This is a genomic window from Marivirga sp., assembly GCF_051117495.1.
Lineage (GTDB): Bacteria > Bacteroidota > Bacteroidia > Cytophagales > Cyclobacteriaceae > Marivirga.
Genome location: NZ_JBNPEF010000014.1, coordinates 119,785 through 144,134 on the forward strand (window position 1 = coordinate 119,785; position 24,350 = coordinate 144,134).

Here is a 24,350-nt window from a genome sequence, read left to right on the forward strand (position 1 = left end):
ATTAGGTTTAGATTGTCTTTTGGAGTTTATATTTATTTAAAACCCACAAAACCATCAACCACAAAAAAGGCATATAAGCCACTTCATATCGGACTAATGTCCCGAAATTTGGAGTTGCTAATGTGATAATTGAAGACAAGACAGAAGCATAAACAATAATGGCTATTCCCCACCATTTTTCATTGGGTGTGAATTTAAGTTTAATGGAAAGGGATACGGCATAAATTATCAATACTGTAAAAATCCCCTTTTCAATAGTCCAGAGCAGGGAAAAGGCATTAAATGATTCCCAAAAAAAAGGTCGGAAAATACCCGTAAACCAAGCTAAGGGTAAGTTTTGTATAAAAAAAAGGATATTGCTTTCTGTATTTTGAAATTGAATAATAGCTTCAGTTGAATTAATTGCGATTACATCGTGACTAATTCGAATCAATTCAAAAAAACGCCCACTGCTAAAAACGGGATGGATAAAAGCAAGCGCCAATCCTCCGACAATTAAAAAAACCAAGTAGAGGATCAGTTTTTTCGAGAATTGAAGTGTGGGTAAGAAGCCCTGACGACTAAAAAGAAGTGTTAATATTAGAATGGGAAGTAATGTGATCGGTACATAATATTTCAGTTCCCATAGAATAAAGAGGCTAAGCATCACTGGAAACAAATATCCCCACTTCTTGTAATCAGTCTGCCATTTAAGAATAAAATACCCCAAGGCATAAATAGCCATTGTCATTAAGCTTTCTTTCAACAAGCCCGAACTCCAAAATGTGATAGAGGGAATAAAAAGCAAGGCGATATAAATGATAAATTTATATGCATTGCAAAATTTAACCAATTGATAAGCAAAAGCCCATGTGGCTAAAGCCGAAAAGGAACTCAAATAAATACTCATAGTGAAATAATTGCCCTGAGTGAAAGCATAAAGAAAGCTCACTAATCGTACAAAAAAGAAAGTCCTAAGCTCGTTTTGAGCGGAAAATTCAGCGTATGACAAACTTACAGGTGAAAAACCTATCCATTCTGAAAATGAAATTCTATCAGTTTGAAAGTATTGAAATAAGGCTTGGGCTTGTTCATAAAAGTATATCGTATCACCAGTTCCTCCATAATAAGACCAGTACAAATAGCCTATCAGAATCCCACAACTGATTTTTAGAAGTGTAAAAGTGAGAAAGATTATTTTGTCATCAACTCCTGATAGCTTTCTATTAATCAATACAAAAACTGCAGATACAATGAGAATATGAATGAAAACAGTTATCATGCTTTCAAAATGGATAAGCCTATGCTACAATCCAGACATTTTTTAGGTTGGCAATACTCATTATGAAGTTGAATCATGGCTTGTGAATCAAATGCTGATTGAATTTCCTCTCCCAATGCGGAGAATTTTTTGGTAATATAATTCTTTTCTGCTTTTATTTCATTTAGGAGGGCAAGGGCTTTATCCATATACTTAACCTCTCCCACGCTATTGGCGTAAAGTGCCAGTAATGGTGGGATGCAGTTTATAATCAGCGTTTTAATTGAATTCTGACCTAATTGCTTATTGCGAAATTTACTTTCCTTTTCAAATTGATAATGATTGAGCCAATAATCAGATACCTTCACTTTGAATCTTTTTTGGATATTTTTTAAATCCATATCAGTCACAAATGCATCAAATAGTGAAGGAAAAACATGGAGGATTTGTGCCAATTCCGCCAATCTGATAGTCGGGAAATTGGCTGGTCGTAATCTAAGAAATCGCCATTCATGCAAATGCATTCCACTTCCTAAAGTTGCTTTATGCTTATGTTTTAAAAACTCCCATTCCTTCTTGAGTTGATTAGGATACTCATCTTGAAAATCCTCAGCCAGAAAACCTGATGCCCCAAAAAGCAAGGCTTCCAATTGAAAAATATTGCCTCTGTATTTTTTAATTAAATTATAGGGAAGGATTTCAGCTAAACGCTCAAAGGGATGCTGATTCACTTTGAATCCCATTGCCGACAACAACATAAAATAAGAGGCTTGATCCCAATTTTGAGTTCCCTCTTCGAAATGTGTCTTTGCCTTTTCCGACTTTTGATGAAGCCTTTCCACTAATGCTTTTTCCAGCATTTCAGATTTATGAAAACTGCTTATTCCATTCCAATGTCCGGCACAAGGAATTTCATCCTGTGAACTTTGTAGCTTTTGATACTTTTCAATCAGATCATAATCTACTCTATCTTTCAATTCGATTGTGGGGATTTTACTTCCATCAGGATGCTGAATGGGATCATCATTTTTCCAGACTACATGCAATACCACATTTTCATAATTAGGGTCTTCTTGATGATTATGCCGATTCCAGTCTGAAGATTTGATATGAATTTCCACCGCCCCGTTCCATTCCATATCATCAATCAATATTTTAGCTTGTTGAAAATCAGGCCCTGAGTTAGCATGAGCGAAACCAGTTTTAATCGTTTTTACTTTGGCACCATCAGAAGTTTCTAATTCAGTTTTATCAAATTTCTGATATCGCCAAACGTAGTGCAAAAAATCCTCCTTCATAGGTTCAATAGTAGGTTGAAAAATGAATATCTGAAAACTATGGAGTTATTACAAGTTGAGATTTGAAATAAACTGAAAATTCTGATTATAAGAGATTGGATTAATAAATCCGCTAAAAATCCCCTCCATATTTTTAACTTTGCTTTCTATGAAGAAATTACGCATCGTTTATATGGGCACCCCGGATTTTGCGGTGCCTTCCTTGAAGATATTAGTAGAAAACCATTATGATATTGCTGCTGTCATTACCGCTCCTGACAAACCAAAAGGCCGTGGGCAGAAATTATCTCAATCTCCAGTAAAAGAATATGCCGAATCAGCAGGCCTTAAAATCATGCAGCCCACTAATCTGAAAGACCCTGAATTTCAAGCTGAATTAGCTTCATTAAAGGCTAGTCTTCAAATTGTGGTGGCTTTTAGGATGTTACCGGAAGCGGTTTGGTCTATGCCGGAAATTGGAACTTTCAATTTGCATGCGTCCCTACTTCCGCAATACCGAGGTGCCGCCCCCATTCATTGGGCGGTTATGAATGGTGAAACTGAAACGGGTTTAACTACCTTTTTTCTCAAACATGAAATAGATACGGGAAGTATTATCATGCAGGAAAAAGAACCTATTTCCAACACCGATACTACTGGTGAAGTATATAACAGGCTTATGGAAAAAGGTGCTGGATTGGTATTAAAAACAGTGAACGCCATTGAAAATGAGAGCTATGAGCTAAAGCAACAAGATGAAAAGCAAACTTTAAAGCATGCACCCAAGCTCTTTAAGGAAAATACAGAACTAAAATGGACAGAACCAGCAGAAAAGCTCTACAATTATGTAAGGGGCTTAAATCCATTCCCTACCGCTTGGGCAGTTATTAACGGTAAAAAATATAAAATCCATGAATCTTCCATTATTAACAAGGATTCAAAAGGAGAAGCTGGTAAACTAATAACAGATCATAAAAACTATCTACATATTCAGTGCAATCCTGGAATTCTCTCATTGGAAGTCATTCAGCCAGAGGGTAAAAAAAGAATGGGTATTGCTGATTTTTTTAGGGGAAATCAGCTTTGATCTAAAACTCTAAACCATATACAAACTCATTCTGACCACACTTTATAACTTTCTCATTTTCAATTTATAATAAATAATAAAATTTTAGTTTTACCTATTGAAACGTTTGTATGTATTAATTTGTGTCTTTATATTTATTATGATTTTGACTAAAACATTATATAATGAATAATCCATTTCAAACCTTTGTTTTATTTATTTTATTGATAAATGTTAGCTGTGCACAAGAAGATACCTTTACAAACTGCGATAATATATGTGAAAAGGCTACTTCAATAGAAGAAATTAATAATATTCCTGCTAAAATTGTTCAACTTCAAAATACTAAATATAATCTTGATTATATGTTCTTAGATATTAATCCTGAATTTTTGGATAAGGAAGGATATTCTACATCAAATGAAACGGTATTAATACCATGTGAATTAGATAAAAGTTATACAGATGGAATGAAGGTTATTATTTCGGGTAGAAAAACAGACTGCTGTAATATTATAAGCCTTCCTTCAATTAGAAAATCATGGGGTTGTAAATTCGAAATCACTTCTATTGAGCATCAACCTGATTAAAAAATGATAAGATCATTATTAGCCCCAGTTCATGTTTTTGATTATCAATAATGTTTCAGCACAACATATCTGTGGCTCTGAAATGAATTTAAAAACAATTCAAAAAAGTAATCCTGATCGATACCAAAGAGTTACAGAAATTGAACGACAAATATGGAAAATTGGTCTATTCCAGCAAAAGTACAGCGCTATTTCATGAAATCAGTATGAAGTCCCTTGACAAAGGCCTATATCGCCTAGTAGTAGAAAAAGATGGGGAACAGCATATTGCTAAGATTTGTAAGGAGTAACGGTTGACTTTTAAATTATAAATTTCTCATTTTCAGATTATAATAAATATTAAAAATTACGTTTTATTTTTTTAAACGTTTGTATATATGAAATTACATTTTTATCTTTATTATGATTTTGACTAAAACATTAAAAGTATGAAAAGTATTTATAGAATGTTATTCTTTATTGGAATATTATGCTTTACTTCCTTTAGTTGCAAAGAGGATACCGCAGAAGTTGAAGATTGTGGTTGTGATAGTGAAACCATTGAAATTTACGAAAATGTTAGAGGCACTATTTCTCGGTTTAAAGACATGTATTATATAACGTTAAATTTAGAAGATAATAAATTAAGCCTTCAACCATGCGAGGAATTAAATACATCCTTAAAAAACGTAGGTTTAGAGATAACCTTCAGTGGTGAAATGAAAAAAAGATGCACGTTAGAATCTGGTTCATTTGTATTCACACCTTTTCCTTTCATAATTAAAAACATATCGGAATCAAATCAAGATTAATTATGATAAAATACTTCATTCTTGTATTTCTAGCAGTTGTCAATTTTTCATCCTATAGCCAAAAAATATGTGGGACTGTGTATGATGAATCCAAAATTTCTCAAGAAATTAGAGAAGATGTCCAATCTTTTTACAACCGTGTCGGAAATAAGACACAGAATTATGGAAATGAATCAATTGCAATAAACAATTTCAATCCCAATTCGGGAATAATAATGATTCCAGTGGTGGTTCATGTAGTATCTAGAACATTGGCTGAAAACATTAGTGATGAACAAATCTGTTCGCAAATTGAAATCCTCAATCAAGATTTTGGAAGACGAAATGCTGACAGAAACCAAACACCTGCTCAATTTTCAGGATTAGCCACCAATACAGAAATTCAGTTTTACCTTGCTACAAGTGACCCCAGCGGGAATATGACTGATGGTATTACTCGAACTTCTACCTCAAGAATTTCCTTTACAGATAACGATGACGTAAAGTCAACTACTACAAATGGCCAAGACCCTTGGGATACAAACAGATATTTAAATATTTGGGTATGCAATCTTGCAAATGATCTAGGTGGCTATGCACAATTCCCCTGGATGTATTCTTCCAGTCCAAATACTGATGGTTTAGTAATTCATTATGAGGTTTTTGGAAACACAGGTACACTGTTACCTAATTATGATTTGGGGAGGATAGCTGTTCACGAAACTGGACACTGGCTAGGATTAAAACATATATGGGGAGATGATGGTGGCTTATGCACTGAAAGTGATGATATTGCTGATACACCAAATCAAGGCAATCACTATGGTGGTCAATGTCCAACAACTGTTCAATCTTCATGTGGAAGCAATGACATGTATATGAATTACATGGATTATACCAATGATGCATGTAAAAATTTATTTACTTTCGGTCAGAAAGCAGTAATGCGTGCCACATTAAATTCAGGTGGTTATAGAGGGGCTTTCGAATATATATTGCCGAACATGACAGGCCCCTCCCTAGTCTGCACTTTCAACAGCACATTTAATCTCAATAACCTTCCACCGGGATCAACCGTCAATTGGAGCTCAAGTTCCAATATCAATATTTCAATTTCCACCAATGATCAGGCTACCATCAATGCTAGTAATCCATTTGTAAGCGGTACTGGCTGGTTGGAGGCCAATATAATAACAGACTGTGGAGAAATTCCTATAAGAAATTTTTTCTGGGTTGGTCGCCAGCAAACCCAACCGGAGATTTAGGTGATCATCCGATCAGTTATAATCTCTCTTTAGACGGAGTTCCATCTGAAATATGCGTAAGCTCTGCCAGTCAAACAGGGGATTTTTATGCTGGCTATGTGGATGTAACGAATGGTGGCTCAGCTTTTGCTCATCACTGGGAAACTGATGCGGGTCCTATTCTTACTAATCCAAGTCCCACTTATTATAGTTCCGTTACTGTGCGCTTGAATAATTATGGTTATCGCTACATCAGGGTAAGGGCGGAAAATGCCTGTGGCTATAGTGGCTGGGTGACCCGCTATTTTGATTTGGTTTATCAGTCTGGTGGCTGTGGTCCCGGTGGTGGAGGCATTGGTTTTGCCATGCAATATTCACCCAATCCGGTAGCAGAAACTTTGACCGTTGAAATAGAGCAAGATGAAAAAGCGATAAGCCAATCCAGTGAATATACAGTCAGTTTGAATGATAAATATGGGAAGCTGGTCTATTCCAATAAAAGTACTGCACTCTGTCATGAAATCAATATGAAGTCTCTCGAAAAAGGCTTATACCGATTGGTGGTGGAAAAAGATGGGGAACAGCATATTGCTAAGATTTATAAGGAGTAACTTATAATTGCATTATAATAGTAAAAAAAATCGATTTAAAGGTTATGATTTATGCGACTAATAATCAAATCTGCTGTTTTTTGGGAGGTGTTTTCATCTCCCATCAGATCTTTTAAAACTTTATAGTCTTTTAGAACTTGATCTCTTTTATTTCCATTCGGAAGTATCGCTTTTAATTCTACTACCAGATTTTCCAAAGTAAATTTCTCTTGAATCAATTCTTTTACCGCTTCTTTTTGAAGAATCAAATTGACCAGTGATATAAACTTTACTTTTACCACATTTTTTGCGATGGCATAGGAAATTTTACCGGTTTTATACACTACCACTTGTGGAACATTAAATAAGGCCGTCTCCAAGGTGGCAGTACCGGAAGTCACTAAGGCTGCTTTAGCATAGGAAAGCAAATCATAAGTCTCCTCAAATACCAAATTTACATTTTTCTGATTCTCTACCTTAGTGTAGAGAGATTTATCTAGGTTTTTCACCCCTGCTACTACAAAATGTTCTTCAGGAAATTTTTGGGTAACTTTATGCAAATTATCCAGCATATGCTCCACCTCTTGCTGACGACTACCAGGCAACACAGCAATCACATCTTGAGCTTTAAAGGCAAAACTTTCACTTGGCTTAAAGTCTCTGATCGCATCCAATAAGGGATTGCCCACATAATCCACTTCAAAATCAAAGCGTTTATAAAATTCCTTTTCAAAGGGAAGGATCACGTACATATAATCTACATTCCTTTTGATTTTAAGCGCTCTTTTCTGGTTCCAGGCCCAAACCTTAGGAGAAATATAATAATGAACAGGAATGTCGTGTGCCTTAGCAAATTGGGCTATTCGCAGATTGAAACCGGCATAATCGATCAAAATGATGGCGTCCGGTTTGAAAGCTAAAATATCTTCTTTGCAATAAGTAATTTTTTTACGAATGGTTCCCAAATGCTTGAAAACTTCCCAAAAGCCCATATAGGCCATTTCTCGGTAATGCGTCACCAACTCCCCACCAGCCTTTTCCATGGCATCACCACCCCAACAGCGGATTTCGGCATTGGGCTGTTGTTGCTTTAGGGCCTTTATTAAATTGCTACCATGTAAATCTCCGGAGCGCTCACCGGCTATGATGTAAAATTTCATTTTAAGAACTGGGATTTTATCCTAAATAACCTTTCTCATAAGCCATTTTCACCATGTGGGAAACATTTTTAGCTTCGAATTTCTGTAATAAAAGTTTGCGGTAAGAGGCAATGGTATTAGATGCCAAATCCAATTTATCGGAGATTTCCCCGGAGGTATCTCCTTCACTTAATAATTGTAATATTTTCCTTTCGGTATCGGTTAATTTTATTCCCCCTTCAGATTCACCATAGACCCGCATTTTTAGGGCCATTTTTGCCATTACATCCTGAGAGAAATAGGTTTTACCTTCCATCAATCTTTTCACGGCAGAAATGATTTCCTCCTCGCTTACATTTTTCAAAACATAACCATCCACCCCTACATCTAAAGCATTTTGAATATAGCCCTCTCGGTCGAACATGCTAAGGATCAAAACTTTTGTTTTAGGGAAACTCTTTTTGATGATTTCCGTGGCTTCAATGCCATTTAAAACCGGCATATTCAAATCCATGATCACAACATCCACCTCATTTTTGGCTAAGTAATCAAGCACCTCTTGGCCGTTTGAAACAGTTCCCAATATCTTTAATTCTTCCTTTTTGGACAGAATAGATGACATTCCACTGGCCAAAATTTCATGGTCATCAGCAATCAATAACTTTATGGGGTAGGAAATCTCGTTCATATTCAAATCTAAAATTATTCAATCTGACTTACAACACATCCGTGGAATTAAATTGAATAATTTTAAGAACTCTTAACAGTACAATTAATGCCATAAAATTTAACCCTACTTTCTCATATTTGTAATTCTAAACAAAACTGTCAAAATTCATCTTAAAGATTAAATTAACAAAGTAGGATTAATTAGATTTACAATGAATTTAGCTAATATTATATTAGGTTAAATATGAATAATCCAAGAAACCAATTATACTGCCTCAGCTCCTGTCCTTGAAATATCCTTATTTATGTTATCACTCTCTACCAATCCATCTCGCATTCTTATAATTCTATGCGCATATTGCGCAATGTCATCTTCATGAGTTACCATCACTATAGTATTTCCTTGGTCATGCAAATATTGAAATAATTCCATGATTTCGTAGGAGGTCTTACTGTCCAAATTACCCGTTGGCTCATCTGCCAAAATAATACTAGGATTGTTCACCAATGCTCTGGCAATGGCCACCCTTTGTCGCTGACCACCTGAGAGCTCATTTGGTTTATGATAAGCCCTTTCTCCTAACCCCACGCTTGTCAATACCTCTAATGCCCTTTCTTCTCTTTCTGATTTACTAAAGCCTGCATAAACCAATGGCAACGCCACATTTTCCAATGAAGATTGTCGAGGCAATAAATTAAAGGTTTGGAATACGAACCCAATTTCCTTGTTTCTGATCTCAGCCAAGTCATTTTCTGAAGTCTCGCTCACATCCTGCCCTGCCAATTGGTAGGTTCCGCGAGTCGGGGTATCCAGACATCCAATAATATTCATTAAAGTTGATTTCCCGGAACCTGAAGGGCCCATAAAAGCAACATACTCCCCTTTATCGATATTGATAGAAACTGATTTCAGTGCTTCTACTGTCTCGGTCCCCATCCTGTATATTTTTGCTATATCCTTAGTTTGAATAACTGATTGTCCCATTTATTATATTTGATTATTGATAGTTTCAACGCAAAATTTAATTCAGAAGTATGGTTTCTACAATTGATTTGTGATAAACGGAAACTACCAAGGTGTTTGTTCCACTTCCTCTTTAATAGTTTCATATTTTTGAGCAAATTCCTCCCACTCTTCCAGGGTCAATTGCTTTGCCAAGTCATTATAGGCCTTTTCTGCATAAGAACTTAAATTCATGCTAATTGCTTGTAAAGCATAAGCCTTTAAGAGATCCGTACTGCCTGTGTTCAAACGACTCGACTCAACCAAAATTTCATAAGCCTTATCCTGATTCCCCTGCTCGTTAAAATAATTTGCACTTAACAATATTGCCGATTCAAAATATGGATTTTCATTTCCTAATCTTTCCATTATTCTGCCCAACTTATCGAGGTTATCCCTATGTTGAAATGCTTCCCAAACCAATTGATAATTATATGGATATTTTAATAAATTGGCTTCGTCCACCTGCTTTGCCAATTCCTCATCACGAGAAATAGTCGCCAATAATGCCAAAAGGTTATTTCGATAAATCATTAAGCCCTTTTCTTTATCAGACAAATTGATGTTCAACAATAATGCTTTTGCCTCTTGCTCCTCGCCCTTTTTGATCAAATTTTCTACGTTATTTAATTTAAGCAAAGAAAGGAATGGTGATTTTTTTAATTCATTCTCCATGGAATCTCTTTCACCCGCCTGCAAAGAGGAATTGGTTTTTAGCCATAGATATTTAAAGCTATCTGGCAACTGAGCAGGCTTAGCTTGTAGGAATTGATATAAGGGGTCATTCTGTAATAATTCCGGAGAAATTGACTCTGATTCTAATTGTTTATCATATACCTGTGCCGCTTCAAATAATCTTTCATCTAAAATCAAGGCAATAGTCCTGTAGGTATTGGCCTTGCTCATTTTTAAATCGGCCGCCTCGGCAAAATGCTCGGCCGCTTCTGCATAAGCTTTTTGTTCCATCAACCACATTCCGTGCAATAAATAATAAAAGCCTGCATCTGAAATATTTTCGTTTTCCAATTCATAAATATAACTGTAGGCATCCTTAATTTTCCCCGAGTAATTTAATCGGTAAGCAGTTGCATATTTAAGTGATTTGCTGAAAGATTCATTTTCAGAAAACCTAGCTAACCACCTGACGGTATCTGATTTAAAAGCTCGGTTGTCCAAAGACCTGTTCATACTATAATTAAAAATAAAGGAAAAGTCATTGTAAGTTAAGATTTCAGGAACCTTACTTGCTTCCAATTTTATGCTGTCAATAAACTCCCGCTTTCGATTGGCCAAGGCTAAATAATTGGCTTGGTAAGCCACAGAGCCTTCACTTAAGGATGATTGATGAGGCAATTCTTCATCGATTCCTTTTTTAGCAAATAGCGCAAGCCTATTCACCTTAGCAACTTCAGCAGCTACTCCCCTTTTGGCCGCCCTTTCAGCAGCATCAAAATAAATGAAAGAGGAATCTGTTTTATTCAATTTTTCATAAACCAATCCTTTTATATTCAACACAAAAGGGTTATCTGGAAAATCTTTTTGAGCATCTTCCAATGTGAATAGTGCCTCAAAAACAAGATTTGCATTTAATTGAGATTGAACCTTATTGAGGTAGGCCTGCACACTTGGGCGCTTGAAGTTGGCTTGAGAAAAATAAGTAGAAGCTTCCGCCCAATTTTTAGCTTCGTATTCCCGCTTTCCTATTTCGAAATTGTGTTTGTGGGAGGTAACCGCATATTGCCTGGCAATTTTATAGGTAGTAGTGGCTTTCTCTTCCTCTCCTATGTATTGATAGTAATCAGCCAAACTAACGTAATAACCTGATATTGCTTGATAATATGGTAAATAAGATACCCTTAAAACCAAGACAACCACAATTCCGAAACCCACAGCCCGAACCAAATTGTAAGGAATATTGACTGGCCTAAATACCACTGGGTAAATACCGTGACCGGCTTTTAGCAAAGCCACAAAATTATAGAGGACATAAAAGAAGAAAAGAACGCCAAAACCCAGATGAGAAAATATAATCATGTCCTCGAAAGTATCCATGAGAGGGTCATTCCCATTTCTAAACACCCAGGTCAATACTGAAAAGGCCATAATCCCCATTGCTAAATATACATAGCCACCCAATGGTCTAAATATCAATTGCTTTTCAATCAATTCACTTCTTTTTCTAAAACCCCAAATACCTAAAACAGCCGATACACCGAAGAGTACAAATTCATTGAGGTAAATAATCTCTATATTGATCAGATTATCATTCTTTGCAAAAGTCAGCCCAACGTATATTAAATAAAGTAAGGATATAATCAGGAAGTGCATGAGGTTTGAGCTTCCATCAGGACTTTTCTTTGCCGCCAATAAATAAAGGATATGGAGAATAATATCATAGGCGACATTAAAAATAAAAATAATCGCCAAAATAACAGGAATAATGATTCCATGATGAGCCATAAATACTACCGGTGCCTCCACTTGAGAACCGATGATCACCAAGGAAAGTAAAGCTATCAGGATTAAAGCAAAAATCAGCCATCTTTGAAATAGGCCTGCATCCTCCTTAAAAGCATGAAAATAATAACCAGCCACAAGAACCAGCCCTACAAAGACAAACGTAAACAGCTGATTATCAATACCAAATATATTTAAGAATTGAAGTTTGAGGGTAATAATCCATATCACAAAAACGGACTGAAAAATAATAAACCACCATCTGCTCAAATAGGTAGAAGCGGTCATTAAAAAACTAAAACAGCAAAATATTACTGCTATCAGCAAATAGGTATTGCTTAACTGAAAACCTGAATCCAGAGAAAGAAAAGACTGAAAAACAATATAACTACGAGCGGGGATTTGTAAATCAAATACGAAATCTTGAACATTATGCAAGCTGAGCTCTATGCTTTGTGTTTTCCTGACAGTGTCTTTGGGGAAAGCCAAATCATAACTATTATACTGCGAGTAAAAACTGTAAATAATTGATATAAAAAAAACAAAAAGGAGCACTTGATAGATGCCCCTGTATTTCTTACGCCAATCTTTCCAAAAATTCAAATTATTCATCCTTCCTTTATTCAATTACTTTTGGTACCCTAAAAAAGTCTTTATCCTTCTTTGGGGCATTTTTTAAACCATCGTGATGAGCCAATTGGTTTTTTACTTTATCTTCTCGAATTTGATTGATTTCAAATGTCATCGACTGTAAGGGCTCAACATTATCCGTATCCAGTTCCTGCAATTTCTCTACAAAAGAAAGCATATTATTCATATCTTTCAGCATTTTACCTTCGGATTTTTCATCAAACTCCAATCGGGCTAAATGGGCAATTTTCTCTAAGGTCTTTTTATTAATACTCATTTTTCAGTCGAGTTTTTAATTCATTTTCAATTACCTCATAAACCTTTTCCTTTAACGAAGGTACATCCTCCATATTGAGTCCTTTGGTAGGAATAGGCTGATGATAAATCATTCTCATTTTTCGTCTCGTAATCAACGGGATTTTTTCATCCGGTAAAATTATCCAATTATCCGGAAGGGACACAGGCACAAGCGGAATTTGTTTGCTGATGGCAGCACGAAATGCTCCATCTTTAAACCTGGCCATTTGAGGAATCTTTTTGGAAACTATACCTCCTTCAGGATACATCACCAAAGAACGTCCATCTCCCATTTTTTCTAATGCTATCTGCAATGCTTCATATCGGTTTTTTAAACTTGACCTATCAACCGTGACATGCAATTTCTTGAACATATAGCCAAATAAAGGAATCTTGGCTAAGGAGCTTTTCCCAATATAAACCACAGGATTAGGCGAAAAGCCAAAACTTACGATATCTAATAAGGAAAAATGATTGGAACAATAGACATATTGTTTTTTTGAATCCAGAAATTGAAGTCCTTCAATTTGTGTTTTTATCCCCACTAAAAATAAAGCTACATTGGCCCATATTTTATTGAGATAAAAACAATGCTTATGCCAAGAATTATTGGAAATGATGATCAAATAAAAAGGAAATAACAATAAGAAAAGGCCAACGAAAACAATAGCGCACCAAACTGTGTATATCTGCTTAAAAAAATATTTCATACTTTAAGACCTAAAAATAGCGAATGTCAAAAGAACTAAAATATAAGGAAATTTCTATTGGATGGGATGTCGGAGGTTGGAGCGGTAAAAATCATGGATTATGTATTTTGGAATTTGCTGAAGATGAAATTAAGCTTTTATTAGCTTCAAATGTAAATATATACCAATTAAAAGAAAAAATTCAAACAATCATACATGATTATCAGGATAGTCACAAGATTACATTAGGGATAGATGCACCATTACAATTTCCCCAATTGTTCAAAGAAATTATTAATCAGAACCCAATCAATATTTTTAATTCCATACAAAACAAACAAAAGGCAAATCCAATTGCTTGGAGAGCAACTGATTTATATATCAAAAAACAGTTTGGCAAAACCCCTCTAAGTGCTTCTTTCAGCTTTTTAACCAGCAATGCCACTGTGGCCATATCATTAATTGGTGAATTAAAATCAAAATTTGATCACTTTTCCATTTTGCCTTTTGATCAAAAAAATCACATTAATGCGATAGAAGTATATCCGGGATTACTGAAAAGCATCAACTTACGGAATCATGCTATATTCCATAATTTCAAAAACATACTTAGGAATAAAATCTTCAATGGAATTGAAGGATTCGATTATTACTTCAATGAAGCTAAAGAAAAAACAGATGTTGCTGATGCCGTAATATGTGCAATTTTTGGCTTAGGGCTAAATGGCAATACACAATCAATTCCCAAAATTGAAGATCAAATCCCCTTTAATCTTATAGATATTGCAAAAGACGAAGGCTGGATTTATCATCCTGCTATATCTTGATTCATTTTGATGGCCAATTTTTTGGTCTTATTGTTGAACCTAATAAATAAAATTACTGCTGTTACGCTCAAGCCGATTAACAATCCATACCAAACCCCTTTTTCCTGTAAGCCCAAAACAAATGCGAGCAAATATCCTGAAGGTAGGCCAATTACCCAATAGGCCATAAAAGTTACGGCAGTGGGCAACTTTACATCTCCCATTCCCCTTAATGCACCTAAGCCAACTACTTGAACCCCATCGGATAGCTGAAAGAGTGCCGCTATGATCAATAAGGAAGAAGCAATTGGAATTACTTCCTGATCCGAGGTGTAAAGCATAGGCAAATAATCATTCAAGCCCATGAATAACAAGCCCGTAAAGCTCATGAAAATAATGGCCATGAGAAAACAAGTAAAAGCCGCAATTCGCATGGTGGGGATATCACGTTGTCCAAGTTGATTACCAACCCTCACTGTGGCGGCTGCTGATATGCCAGTGGCCATCATATAACTAATGGAGGCTAAATTCATGGCCACTTGATGAGATGCCAATGGGATTTTCCCCATCCACCCTATCATGATGGCGGCCGAGGCAAAAGCTCCCACTTCAAAAATATATTGAAAGCCTGTGGGCACACCCAAATTAAGCAATTGCTTAAATGAGACAGCATTCCAAACTGTGACTTTGAAATATTTCCAATAAACTTTGAATTTTCTGTAGTGTCTTACAAAATACACCATGCCTATTGCCATGATGATCCTCGAAATTAGTGTGGCCCAGCCAGCTCCCAACAAACCCATCGGTTCAAAGCCCAGTTTTCCAAAAATGAGAATATAATTTAGGACAATATTGATGACATTAGCACCCAAGGTGATATACATCGCTTGTTTTGTCAACGATAAACCTTCTGCAAATTGCTTGAAAGTTTGAAATACCATAAAAGGCAATAAAGAAAAGCCTATCACAGCCAAATAAGGTTTGGCCAGAACCACGACCTCTTTTGGTTGATCTAAAACATCAAGAATATAGCCGCCAAACAACAAGAATGAAAAGAGTATTATTCCAAAAATAACATTGATGACAAAACTATGCTTCATAAAACGCATAGATGATCTATGGTTTCCTTCCCCATCTGATTGCGCAACTAAAGGAGTCAATCCAAAAGATACTCCTATTCCGAACATCATGGTAACACTGAAAACTGCATTAGCTACAGACACAGCAGCCAATTCAGCTGTTCCGACCCTTCCAACCATTACAGAATCTGCTGTTCCCACCAAAACATGCCCTAATTGACTTAGCACTACCGGATAAGCAAGAAGATAGTTTCGCTTGAAATGTTCTTTAAAATCTTGAGAATTCATTTATACCAATTCAAGTTGCAAAACTAATAATATTATGGAAGGAATTCCTTTCAGAAAGGAATTAGAATTATGATTAAAATCAAATACCTGCTTTGGCTTATGCCCAAAATATTTAGTCTATGGAAGAAAACCTTTTATCCCTAATTTATCATATTTAACAAAGCTGTAATGTTTTTTCTCAATTATTAACTTAGATAAAGAAGGACTATTTAAAAAAATGATTAACAATCTAATTTCATAAACTAAATATCAATATATTTTTATTATCTTTATCTTATAAAAAATTGCAATAATCTAATCGTTATGGATACGGTCAAAAAACTTTTTGAAATATTAATACTCGGCTTACTTTTAACGACATTCGGCCAAGCCCATGTTTATGCCCAAAGCGTAAAAAAATATAATAAATATGTAGAAAAAGCCGATAAAAAATATGAAAAGGGAAAATATGAAAAGGCAATAAAGTTTGCCAATAAATTAGAAAGTAAAAGTGTAAATAAATTCGGCCCTGAAAACCAGTTTGTTGCAGTTGCTAAGCTGAAAAAGGCAAAATTTAATTGGGCTATGGGTCAATTAAATAATTATTACCTACTGAACGAGGATGCCATCAAAATAAGTGAAAAGACCAATGGTGAAAATTCCATTAGCCATGGGATAAACCTTACCGATGCCACGCAGAACATGGTGAATTACGGTAATTACGTTAAGGCCTACAATTATCTTGAAAAAGCAATTGATATATTCGAAAATTCATCAGCGGCTGATGATGTTTATATGAGTGAATTAAAACTCAAAAAAGCTGAAATTTTAATTGCCTTAGGAGATTATAATCGGGCATTAAGATTAATCAATGCAGAAGAATCCTTTTTCCTTCAAAGGACTTTAAACAAAGACAAAAAGCTTAAGAATGATGAATTAGACAAGAGATATGAGGATGCTGCACGGATGATTACTTTAAAAAGTAATGCGTTGAGGCATAAAGGGGAAATCAGAAGGGCAGATTCCGCCTTTTCCACAGGTGAAAGTTGGATTCAAGACAAGCTTAAAAAAAGGAATAAATATTTTGTTGACCATCTATTCCATTTTGCAGAATTTTTAGAGGAAAACGGAACCAGGGATTTACCCTACAGCTATTATACCGATGCCTACATATATTCCATGTCTGCAAACGGAACCAATCATCCGACCACACTGAAATATCTGGAAAGATTAATACTCAATACCGTAAAGGAGAACAATATTAATAGAGCTATGGCTTTTTACAAAGATTTGGAAAAAATTCTCAAATCCAATTTTGATAAAACTAGTTCTCATTTTGTCAAGCTTGCTAATGTATCCTTTGAATCGAACCTCAGAAAAGGTGAAATTAAAAAAGTAGATAAAGCAGCAGCGAAATTAGAAGCAGATAAAAACCTTCTTCCATCAGATCACCCTATCAGGATCGATCTATTAAATACTTTAGTAAAGGTGGCTTCTGCCAAAAATCAGTATCAAGACGCTGAAAAATATCTTCAAGAAATCATCAATATAAAAACAAAACTTTATGGGGATACGAGCATTACAACAGCCTATAGCAGATTGGACCTAGCCCATCATTGGGTAGATTACACCGACAAATTTGAGGAGGCCGTTAAAATATATGACAGCCAATTTTTTGGTAAGATAGAGAACCAAATCACAGATAAACATTATAAATATGTTAATCTGCTAAACCATCTGGCCACTACTTACCAAATTGATGATGAATACGAAAAAGCTTCCAATCTATTGGATGAAGCTTTACTGGTTACTAGAGAGAAATATGATAATCAAGATATCGATTTTGGAAAAGAGTTGAATTTGATAGCCGATTTACAAATTAAAATCGGGGAATATGAAAAGGCGGAAGTCAATATTGCTGAATCTCTTCGTATTTTAGAAAATTTCAATAGTGACTTTAATGTGGTCTATTACATCATGGCATTGGAGACTTATGCAAAGCTTATGTCAATAAAAGGCTTTTTTGATGAAGCTGAAGATGCGCTGGAATTATCCCAAAAACTTTACTCCAACACCGTACCAAGCCCAGAATACAATCCTTTAATTGCCTCCCAAGAATTGGCTTCTGTTTATATGAAGGTCGGTAAATATGGAGAAACTGAGGAGATTCTAGCAAAAGCATTGGAAAGAAATGTAAATCTGTATGGCAATGACAGCAGAAAACTGATTCTCCCGATGGTTGATTTTGGAAGACTTCAGCTTATTAAAGGCGATTATACCAAAACAGAAGAATTGGGCAGGCGAGCACTAGAAATATCAGAAAGGGTCTTTGGTGAAAATTCCACAAAAAATGCCCCCGCTATATTATTACTAGGGGAACTATATGAAACTTTAGGCGACTATAATAAATCTGAGGAATTTTATACAAGGGCTATCACCATTCTGGAAAAACAATTTGGCAGGGAACATGTGGATGTTGCTACCTCTATTTCGAAATTGGCCATAGTCATGTTCTATGAAGGAGAGGAAAACACTCAAAAAATAGAAGACTTATTATTTGAAGCCAAAGAGATTATTGGTAAAAGATTTTCGTATAAAAGTCCGCTCTATGCCGATCTACTGAAAGATATGGCGCGCTTTTTCATATCTGAAAACAAACTGCAGGATGCATTAAGCTTTTTGGAACAATCAGAGGATATATGGAAAGAAAAAGCTGGAAGAAGAAACAATATTAAAGCAGCCGATATCCATATTTTAAGGGGTGATATTTTCTATAAGCAAAGAAAATGGAATGATGCTGAGAGCGAATATAAAGACAGTCAAAAGCTTAACGAAAAGTTTTTTAATGACCAGCACCCTGAATATGTGAAAGCCACTTCTCGTATGAGTAAGGTCTATTACATGGACGGAAACGAAAGGAAGGCCAAGAACTATATTGAAGAAGTAATGAATAATTACAACCGCTTTATCAAGGATTATTTCCCTGCTTTGAGTGAGCGTGAAAAAACCAAATATTGGAACACCATCAAAAATGATTACGACTATTTCAATACCATGGCCCTGACCATGCATGACCGCTATCCCGAAATGATAGAAACAGTTTATAACAATGCTCTTAAAACCAAAGGCTTGTTATTAAGTAGCTCCATTAAAATGAGGGAAAGGATTTTAAACAGCAATGATTCGACTTTAAAAGCCCAATATTTTGACTGGCTCGATAAAAAAGAAGTGCTTTCTAATGCTATTTCAATGAGTCAGGAGCAACTTCAAAATGAAAATATAAAATTGGGTCAATTGGCCCGAGAAGTGGAATTGATAGAAAAATCCTTAAGCCAACAATCCGAGTTGTTTAGTGAGGGGATTATTCAAAAAGAATACAATTGGGAGCAAATAAAAGAGACCTTGCAACCCAATGAAGTGGCTATTGAAATGGTTCGATTTAGATATTTCGACCATTACATTACAGATTCGGTGGTTTATTTAATGCTTATTCTCAAAAATGAGAAAAAAAGTAAGCCTGAATTTGTAGTAATGGAGAATGGAAAGGATATGGAATCCAAATTCTTTAATAACTACCGAAATGCTATTAAATTTAGGGTAGCGGACAACTTTTCCTATAAAAACTTTTGGGAGCCGATCGAACAAAAAATCGGAGAGAATAAAACCATTTATCTATCGCCAGATGGCGTTTATAACCAGATTAATTTAGAGGCCATTCCCATTGGTGATAATCAATATCTTTTGGATAAATCAAACATAATTTTAGTCAGCAACACCAAGGATTTATACTTGAAGAAAAAAGACAGCGTGACTTCCCAGGAAGAAAAAACAGCGCTCCTGTTTGGGGATCCAAAGTTTTATTTGGCCTCAAGAGATGAATATATCAGCGAATTCAGGTCTGGCGCCACTCAAATTAGTGATTTGCCAGGTACACAAAAGGAAATAAATGAGCTTACAAAATTATTCAATGAAAATGGTTGGTCCACATCACACTATATGGATGAAAAAGCGGCAGAGGGAACTGTTAAGGAAATGAAAAGCCCAAAGGTATTCCATATTGCCACTCATGGTTTCTTTACAGAAAAAGAGGATAGGAATACAGGCAACACTTTTGAAAACAATCAAATGAGTGATAATCCATTATTAAATACAGGATTAATGCTTAAAGGTTCAGGGGATTTATTGGCCAAAACACGCTATAATTATAATATAGAACCCGGCATTTTAACAGCCTATGAAGCCATGAACCTCAATTTGGACAAAACTGATTTAGTGGTACTCTCTGCCTGCGAGACCGGTTTGGGAGAAGTGCATGAAGGCGAGGGCGTATTTGGATTGCAGAGATCCTTCTTGGTAGCAGGAGCTAAAACATTGGTCATGAGTCTTTTTAAAGTTTCAGATGAAGCCACTCAAAAATTGATGGTCAATTTTTATGAAAACTGGTTAGAAAGCGGGGATAAAAGACAAGCCTTTATAGATGCCAAAAAGGAAATCAGAAACGAATACAAAGACCCAATTTATTGGGGTGCTTTTGTGATGATAGGGATTTAGGTGTTGAAGTGAGTAAGTTTTGAAGTTTTTATGTTTCGATTTAGGTCACGATCGAAGGTCAGACCGGAAAATAGCTTTATATTATAGCGGGGAGCTAGAAGACAGAGGTGCCAAGTAATGGTATGGGTAATTGTAAAAGACCTTCCAGATTTTAAAAACATGGAAGGTCTTATTGAAAGTAGCGAGTTTTATTTCTTGTTGTCCTTCTTCCAATCCCTAATGAAATTACTCCAGGTCATAGGGTTTAGGAAGTTATTAGGCGGTACTATTCCTGTCATTTCATATAATCGGGCATATCTCCACTGATCGTAATAGGGGCTATTTTGATTATATTGTTCTTCCAGTAGGTTATTTAGATCCTTTTTAAAATCATCTAATTGTCTTTTCTGAACATCCGTTAATTCTGTTTTCACAATGGTATTGGTAAAATAATCAGCATCAGGCAATGGATATACTTTTACCTCATCTAAAAGTACATTTTCCCGCACCATTAATTCGATTAGAGAATAGGTTGTTCCTTCCAATAATTTCGGGATAATGAAAGTGGAAGTTTGATAACCGACACTTCTGAAAGTGACGGTATCACCAGGAAAAGCCAAAAATGAGAAATAACCTGAATTATCTGCTACTGTACCACTTTTTCCGTCTCCAATTAAGACAGTAGTGAATGGGATTGGCTCCATATTTTCCGCATCCAAAATTACACCCGTGATATTGATCGGGTCATCTTGTTGCGCATTAGCTGAAAAACTAAATAAAACCAAAGCTATAAATGTAATCAGACTATTTCTCATGATATTCTAAATTTAGTGATCCCAGTTATACTTGTCTAAAGTTTCCAAACAAGCATTCAATAATTGAACGGAATCCAATATATCTTGTTTATGAGCCATCTCAATTACTTGATGAAGATTTCTAGTGGGAATAGAGATAGCCCCAGCTATTGCACCATTTTTACCCATTCTTTGTAAACCTGCAGTATCTGTGCCACCAGCAGTTAAAATTTCTGGTTGCCATTTAATGCTATTTCGATCTGCCGTTTGTTTCATAAACTCCACCATTCGGTAATCACAAATGGTCATGGCATCCAATACTTTAATGGCTGTTCCAGCTCCCAAAGAAGTCACTTTTTCATGGGCTTGAGCTCCCGGTAAATCAAAAGCGATAGTGGTATCCAAAGCAATTCCAAAGTCAGGATTTATTTTATGGGACGCTACATTAGCACCTCTCAACCCTACCTCTTCTTGCACCGTAAAGACCGCATAGACATCATAAGGATGATCTCTCAAGCTTTTTAAGGCTTCTATTAAAACAAAGACAGAAACACGGTTATCAATTGATTTACAGTTCACACAGTCGCCCATTTCTATCAAGCCTCTTTCACGGGTGACAGCATCTCCTACTGAAACAATCTTTTCAACCTCTTCCTTCTTCATTCCAAGGTCAATAAAATAATCAGTTGTTTTACTTACTTTGTTTCTTTCCTCCGTTGTCATCACATGAATGGGTTTAGATCCCATCACGCCTATCACATCTTTCTTTCCGTGCACTATTACGCGCTGGGCAGTAAGTGTTTTAGGATCAAAACCACCAAGGGTTGTGAATCTAAGGAAGCCATTATCATCAATATGAGTCACCATAAAACCAATTTCATCCATGTGGGCCGCCACCATCACCTTTTTGCCTTCAGGATTGCTTTTGGCTCTTTTGATGGCATGTACGTTTCCAAGATTGTCCACCTCCACTTCATCAACCAAAGATTTCACTTCATTGATCACTAAATCTCGAATCCTCTTTTCATGCCCAGGAGCTCCTGGGGTCTCACAAATTTTTGAAAGTAATTCTATATTAAAATTTTCCATCTTAGCTTATTTAATTTTTTCAAAATTAATTGAATTCGGTAGTTATCAATAATTGTGTGGGAAAAGAATTGTTTTGAATAAAGAAGAATTGATTTAAGCAATGCTAAAAATTAAATACTACAACTTGTCCCATATTTACTAAAAAAAAGAAATTAATAGATAATAACCGAAAATCATCCTCACTTAATATTGTTTTTAGCGTCAGTCAGGATCTCAGACTCTTCTCAACAATCACATCATGAATCATAGAAATATTGAAGAGGCTTTTGGAGTATTATGAAAACTGTAGCATTTCTCCGCTATCGTTTAACCTATGCAATTTTTATATTTAAACTTTCACACTTCATATTTCGAAAATTTCCTCATTTTTGTAATCCGAAAAAATAAAAGGAATGATTAGAGGAGCCATATTGGTATTTTTAGGTGCTTGTAGTTTTGGGGTTCTCACCACCTTAGTGAAGATTTCTTATAAAGAAGGATTTACTTTGGCAGAAGTAACGGGGGCACAAGTATTTTTTGGAGCAGTAATTTTATGGCTTATTTTGGCTGGAAGAGCCATTTTCCAAAATATTAAATTCCATTTTACCTGGAAAAACAGCTGGAAAGTATTGCTTACTGGGGTAAGCACCGGATTAGTCAGTTTATGCTATTATAAATCCATCCAAGAACTTCCTGCCTCAATTGGGATCCTTCTATTAATGCAATTCACTTGGATAAGCATGTTATTGGAAATCATAATTCATAGAAAATTCCCAACACGAATGCAGTGGATTTCAGTTATTTTCATCCTTTTTGGCACCTATTTAGCTGGAAATGTTTACAGCTTAGATAACATACCTTTTAGCTTAGAAGGAATTGGCTATGGATTTTTAGCAGGCTTTTTCTATGCAGTATTTATTTGGGCGAATGGTAGAGTGGGCAATGCCTTAATTCCTGTCCAAAAAAGTGCCATGATGATAACTGGGGCATGTCTTTTTATCTTTGTAATTTTCCCTCCCGAATTTCTATGGAATGGAAGTTTGTCTGCTGGATTATGGTCATGGGGATTAATCTTTGCTTTATTTGGAACTGTAATCCCTCCCCTTTTCTATGCTTATGGTATTCCACAAACTGGAGTAGGACTTAGCAGCATTCTAAGTTCTGCTGAATTACCCGTAGCTGTTTTCTTTTCAAGTTGGCTTTTGGCTGAAGAGGTGACTGGTCTGCAATGGGTGGGCGTTGCTACTATTCTTTTCGCAATAGTGGTAGCTAATGTTAAGAAGGCTAAAAGCCCCCTAACTCGCTAGCTAGCGGGGAACTGGTCGAACAGAATAGTGTCAGTACTAACAATAAACTGTATCTCTTTTTATTTCTATTCCTAATATTATGTACAAATTATTAATTACAATTTTTGAAATTAAAAAGCAGATTTAATCCCGTGAGTCTTCCCCCTTTGGGAGAATTAAAAGGGGGCTGGGTTAGGAAGCTGTCCACTCCGAAGGATTATCTCTCCATTCTTTTAAAGTGGCTAACTCGTCATTTTGAATTAGTTTTTTTACTAAAGCCTCTTCAAGCAAATGTGGGTAATCGCTTAAACACACCAACTTGATATTGGCTTTTTCAAAGTTTTCAACTGCTACATCAAAACCATAAGTGAAAATAGCCGCCATACCTAAAACTTCTGCTCCAGCTGATTTTAGAGCTTCTGCCGCTTTAATAGAACTACCACCTGTTGAAACCAAATCTTCTACTAATACAATTTTTTGACCTTTCTCTAATTTACCTTCTACCAAATTCTCCATCCCATGTCCTTTTGGCTTGGAACGCACATACATAAAAGGAAGATCCAATGATTCGGCAACCAAAACACCCTGTGGAATACCTGCAGTAGCAACACCTGCAATTGCTTCTGCGTCAGGAAATTGCGACCTTATTACATCGGATAAATAATGCTTGATAATACTACGGGTTTCAGGAAAAGAAAGCGCTAATCTATTATCGCAATAAATGGGGGATTTCCAACCTGAAGCCCAGGTAAAGGGTTTAGCAGGTCTGATTTGGATAGCTCCAACATCTAACAATTCTAAAGATATGGCGCGTGCAATTTCCGGTTTGGCGATGGTGATCATGAAAAAGTTTTGATTT

General features: G+C 35.8%; 20 protein-coding genes. 8 read left to right on the plus strand and 12 right to left on the minus strand.

All coding sequences use genetic code 11. The features are described from left to right. Nucleotides 1–7: 7 nt before the first annotated feature. Complete coding sequence (locus tag ACFE0M_RS08135; RefSeq protein ID WP_434545260.1) at nt 8–1,261, minus strand: hypothetical protein; 1,254 nt, start codon at nt 1,259–1,261, stop codon at nt 8–10. Further along, nucleotides 1,258–2,538 (minus strand): DUF2851 family protein, encoded by a 1,281-nt coding sequence (locus ACFE0M_RS08140; protein ID WP_434545261.1) that lies wholly within the window; start codon nt 2,536–2,538, stop codon nt 1,258–1,260. The genes ACFE0M_RS08135 and ACFE0M_RS08140 overlap by 4 nt, the downstream gene beginning before the upstream one ends. Nucleotides 2,539–2,686: 148 nt before the next feature. Between ACFE0M_RS08140 and fmt the strand changes: the two genes are divergently transcribed. The 5 genes from fmt (at nt 2,687) to ACFE0M_RS08165 (ending at nt 6,798) form a co-directional block, all read left to right on the plus strand. Continuing rightward, nucleotides 2,687–3,604, plus strand: coding sequence for a methionyl-tRNA formyltransferase (fmt, locus tag ACFE0M_RS08145; protein WP_434545262.1), 918 nt, complete (start codon nt 2,687–2,689; stop codon nt 3,602–3,604). A 164-nt stretch (nt 3,605–3,768) separates the two neighbouring features. Beyond that, nucleotides 3,769–4,173 (plus strand): hypothetical protein, encoded by a 405-nt coding sequence (locus ACFE0M_RS08150; RefSeq protein ID WP_434545263.1) that lies wholly within the window; start codon nt 3,769–3,771, stop codon nt 4,171–4,173. A 428-nt stretch (nt 4,174–4,601) separates the two neighbouring features. Beyond that, nucleotides 4,602–4,964: a hypothetical protein gene (locus ACFE0M_RS08155; RefSeq protein WP_434545264.1), complete on the plus strand. Its 363-nt coding sequence runs from the start codon at nt 4,602–4,604 to the stop codon at nt 4,962–4,964. Between the two features lie 2 nt (nt 4,965–4,966). Then, nucleotides 4,967–6,208, plus strand: coding sequence for a zinc metalloprotease (locus ACFE0M_RS08160; RefSeq protein WP_434545265.1), 1,242 nt, complete (start codon nt 4,967–4,969; stop codon nt 6,206–6,208). 98 nt (nt 6,209–6,306) lie between these two features. Then, nucleotides 6,307–6,798, plus strand: a complete 492-nt coding sequence (locus ACFE0M_RS08165; RefSeq protein ID WP_434545266.1) for a T9SS type A sorting domain-containing protein — start codon at nt 6,307–6,309, stop codon at nt 6,796–6,798. Nucleotides 6,799–6,833: 35 nt separating this feature from the next. Here the strand turns inward: ACFE0M_RS08165 and lpxB are convergent, their stop codons facing one another. The 6 genes from lpxB to ACFE0M_RS08195 all read right to left on the minus strand — a co-directional run bounded on the left by lpxB (nt 6,834) and on the right by ACFE0M_RS08195 (nt 13,682). Continuing rightward, nucleotides 6,834–7,937: a lipid-A-disaccharide synthase gene (gene lpxB / locus ACFE0M_RS08170; RefSeq protein WP_434545267.1), complete on the minus strand. Its 1,104-nt coding sequence runs from the start codon at nt 7,935–7,937 to the stop codon at nt 6,834–6,836. Between the two features lie 16 nt (nt 7,938–7,953). After that, a complete protein-coding gene (locus ACFE0M_RS08175; RefSeq protein WP_434545268.1) occupies nt 7,954–8,604 on the minus strand; it encodes a response regulator transcription factor in 651 nt (216 codons plus the stop codon). Nucleotides 8,605–8,850: 246 nt separating this feature from the next. Continuing rightward, nucleotides 8,851–9,570 (minus strand): ABC transporter ATP-binding protein, encoded by a 720-nt coding sequence (locus tag ACFE0M_RS08180; protein WP_434545269.1) that lies wholly within the window; start codon nt 9,568–9,570, stop codon nt 8,851–8,853. An 84-nt stretch (nt 9,571–9,654) separates the two neighbouring features. Then, a complete protein-coding gene (locus tag ACFE0M_RS08185; RefSeq protein WP_434545270.1) occupies nt 9,655–12,657 on the minus strand; it encodes a tetratricopeptide repeat protein in 3,003 nt (1,000 codons plus the stop codon). A gap of 7 nt (nt 12,658–12,664) precedes the next feature. After that, entirely contained in the window at nt 12,665–12,952 is a 288-nt protein-coding gene (gene gatC, locus ACFE0M_RS08190; protein WP_434545271.1) for an Asp-tRNA(Asn)/Glu-tRNA(Gln) amidotransferase subunit GatC, read from the minus strand. Beyond that, nucleotides 12,942–13,682, minus strand: a complete 741-nt coding sequence (locus ACFE0M_RS08195) for a lysophospholipid acyltransferase family protein (RefSeq protein ID WP_434545272.1) — start codon at nt 13,680–13,682, stop codon at nt 12,942–12,944. The genes gatC and ACFE0M_RS08195 overlap by 11 nt, the downstream gene beginning before the upstream one ends. A 23-nt stretch (nt 13,683–13,705) precedes the next feature. On the opposite strand from ACFE0M_RS08195, the gene ACFE0M_RS08200 reads away from it, so the two are divergent. Further along, on the plus strand, nt 13,706–14,488 hold the full coding sequence (locus ACFE0M_RS08200) for a hypothetical protein (RefSeq protein WP_434545273.1): 783 nt from the start codon (nt 13,706–13,708) through the stop codon (nt 14,486–14,488). Here ACFE0M_RS08200 and ACFE0M_RS08205 read toward each other — a convergent pair. Then, a complete protein-coding gene (locus ACFE0M_RS08205; protein ID WP_434545274.1) occupies nt 14,470–15,834 on the minus strand; it encodes an MATE family efflux transporter in 1,365 nt (454 codons plus the stop codon). The two genes, ACFE0M_RS08200 and ACFE0M_RS08205, sit on opposite strands and share 19 nt — an antisense overlap. Nucleotides 15,835–16,137: 303 nt before the next feature. Between ACFE0M_RS08205 and ACFE0M_RS08210 the strand changes: the two genes are divergently transcribed. Next, a complete protein-coding gene (locus ACFE0M_RS08210; RefSeq protein WP_434545275.1) occupies nt 16,138–20,364 on the plus strand; it encodes a CHAT domain-containing protein in 4,227 nt (1,408 codons plus the stop codon). Nucleotides 20,365–20,552: 188 nt separating this feature from the next. On the opposite strand, the gene ACFE0M_RS08215 is transcribed toward ACFE0M_RS08210, so the two are convergent. Further along, nucleotides 20,553–21,158, minus strand: coding sequence for a carboxypeptidase-like regulatory domain-containing protein (locus tag ACFE0M_RS08215; RefSeq protein WP_434545276.1), 606 nt, complete (start codon nt 21,156–21,158; stop codon nt 20,553–20,555). 12 nt (nt 21,159–21,170) lie between these two features. Further along, nucleotides 21,171–22,226 (minus strand): M42 family metallopeptidase, encoded by a 1,056-nt coding sequence (locus ACFE0M_RS08220; protein WP_434545277.1) that lies wholly within the window; start codon nt 22,224–22,226, stop codon nt 21,171–21,173. Nucleotides 22,227–22,618: 392 nt separating this feature from the next. Between ACFE0M_RS08220 and ACFE0M_RS08225 the strand changes: the two genes are divergently transcribed. Beyond that, on the plus strand, nt 22,619–23,512 hold the full coding sequence (locus tag ACFE0M_RS08225) for an EamA family transporter (RefSeq protein WP_434545278.1): 894 nt from the start codon (nt 22,619–22,621) through the stop codon (nt 23,510–23,512). A 171-nt stretch (nt 23,513–23,683) separates the two neighbouring features. Here ACFE0M_RS08225 and pyrE read toward each other — a convergent pair whose 3' ends face one another. Continuing rightward, nucleotides 23,684–24,334, minus strand: coding sequence for an orotate phosphoribosyltransferase (pyrE, locus tag ACFE0M_RS08230; RefSeq protein ID WP_434545279.1), 651 nt, complete (start codon nt 24,332–24,334; stop codon nt 23,684–23,686). Nucleotides 24,335–24,350 lie beyond the last annotated feature (16 nt).

Excerpts from the sequence above, each read along its gene's own strand:
- fmt (WP_434545262.1), top strand. The coding sequence starts at position 2,687 with ATGAAGAAATTACGCATCGTTTATATGGGCACCCCGGATTTTGCGGTG.
- ACFE0M_RS08195 (WP_434545272.1), bottom strand. The coding sequence starts at position 13,682 with ATGAAATATTTTTTTAAGCAGATATACACAGTTTGGTGCGCTATTGTT.
- ACFE0M_RS08160 (WP_434545265.1), top strand. The coding sequence starts at position 4,967 with ATGATAAAATACTTCATTCTTGTATTTCTAGCAGTTGTCAATTTTTCA.
- ACFE0M_RS08220 (WP_434545277.1), bottom strand. The coding sequence starts at position 22,226 with ATGGAAAATTTTAATATAGAATTACTTTCAAAAATTTGTGAGACCCCA.
- ACFE0M_RS08140 (WP_434545261.1), bottom strand. The coding sequence starts at position 2,538 with ATGAAGGAGGATTTTTTGCACTACGTTTGGCGATATCAGAAATTTGAT.
- ACFE0M_RS08180 (WP_434545269.1), bottom strand. The coding sequence starts at position 9,570 with ATGGGACAATCAGTTATTCAAACTAAGGATATAGCAAAAATATACAGG.
- ACFE0M_RS08225 (WP_434545278.1), top strand. The coding sequence starts at position 22,619 with ATGATTAGAGGAGCCATATTGGTATTTTTAGGTGCTTGTAGTTTTGGG.
- ACFE0M_RS08150 (WP_434545263.1), top strand. The coding sequence starts at position 3,769 with ATGAATAATCCATTTCAAACCTTTGTTTTATTTATTTTATTGATAAAT.
- ACFE0M_RS08155 (WP_434545264.1), top strand. The coding sequence starts at position 4,602 with ATGAAAAGTATTTATAGAATGTTATTCTTTATTGGAATATTATGCTTT.
- ACFE0M_RS08215 (WP_434545276.1), bottom strand. The coding sequence starts at position 21,158 with ATGAGAAATAGTCTGATTACATTTATAGCTTTGGTTTTATTTAGTTTT.
- gatC (WP_434545271.1), bottom strand. The coding sequence starts at position 12,952 with ATGAGTATTAATAAAAAGACCTTAGAGAAAATTGCCCATTTAGCCCGA.
- ACFE0M_RS08135 (WP_434545260.1), bottom strand. The coding sequence starts at position 1,261 with ATGATAACTGTTTTCATTCATATTCTCATTGTATCTGCAGTTTTTGTA.
- ACFE0M_RS08200 (WP_434545273.1), top strand. The coding sequence starts at position 13,706 with ATGTCAAAAGAACTAAAATATAAGGAAATTTCTATTGGATGGGATGTC.
- ACFE0M_RS08175 (WP_434545268.1), bottom strand. The coding sequence starts at position 8,604 with ATGAACGAGATTTCCTACCCCATAAAGTTATTGATTGCTGATGACCAT.
- pyrE (WP_434545279.1), bottom strand. The coding sequence starts at position 24,334 with ATGATCACCATCGCCAAACCGGAAATTGCACGCGCCATATCTTTAGAA.
- lpxB (WP_434545267.1), bottom strand. The coding sequence starts at position 7,937 with ATGAAATTTTACATCATAGCCGGTGAGCGCTCCGGAGATTTACATGGT.
- ACFE0M_RS08210 (WP_434545275.1), top strand. The coding sequence starts at position 16,138 with ATGGATACGGTCAAAAAACTTTTTGAAATATTAATACTCGGCTTACTT.
- ACFE0M_RS08185 (WP_434545270.1), bottom strand. The coding sequence starts at position 12,657 with ATGAATAATTTGAATTTTTGGAAAGATTGGCGTAAGAAATACAGGGGC.
- ACFE0M_RS08205 (WP_434545274.1), bottom strand. The coding sequence starts at position 15,834 with ATGAATTCTCAAGATTTTAAAGAACATTTCAAGCGAAACTATCTTCTT.